The sequence below is a fragment of the Psychrobacter proteolyticus genome, assembly GCF_038155145.1.
Lineage (GTDB): Bacteria > Pseudomonadota > Gammaproteobacteria > Pseudomonadales > Moraxellaceae > Psychrobacter > Psychrobacter proteolyticus_B.
In genome coordinates, this window is the sequence record NZ_JBAKAY010000207.1 from 1 (window position 1) to 212 (window position 212).

1 pseudogene is annotated in these 212 nt (G+C 42.0%); it reads right to left on the reverse strand.

The features are described from left to right. Positions 1 to 37: 37 nt before the first annotated feature. Positions 38 to 212, reverse strand: a pseudogene (locus V6252_RS13550) (uL13 family ribosomal protein); the annotation flags it as partial.

A 212-nucleotide genomic window follows, 5' to 3' on the forward strand; every position in this document is an offset into this window, starting at 1 on the left:
GCGACCAGTTCCGTAATTGCGTTCCATAAGTAAATCCTTAGATGTCTAGTTCTGTAGGTTTCTGTCCAGTATGTGGATGATCACTAACCTCATAAAGTTTCAGCTACTTGATCATCGCATAGCCAAGAGGGCCCTTTGGAAGCATACCCTTAACTGCTTTCTGTAGATCATCTTCAGGGTTATGTGCAAGCAAGATAATGATGTTGGTTTCT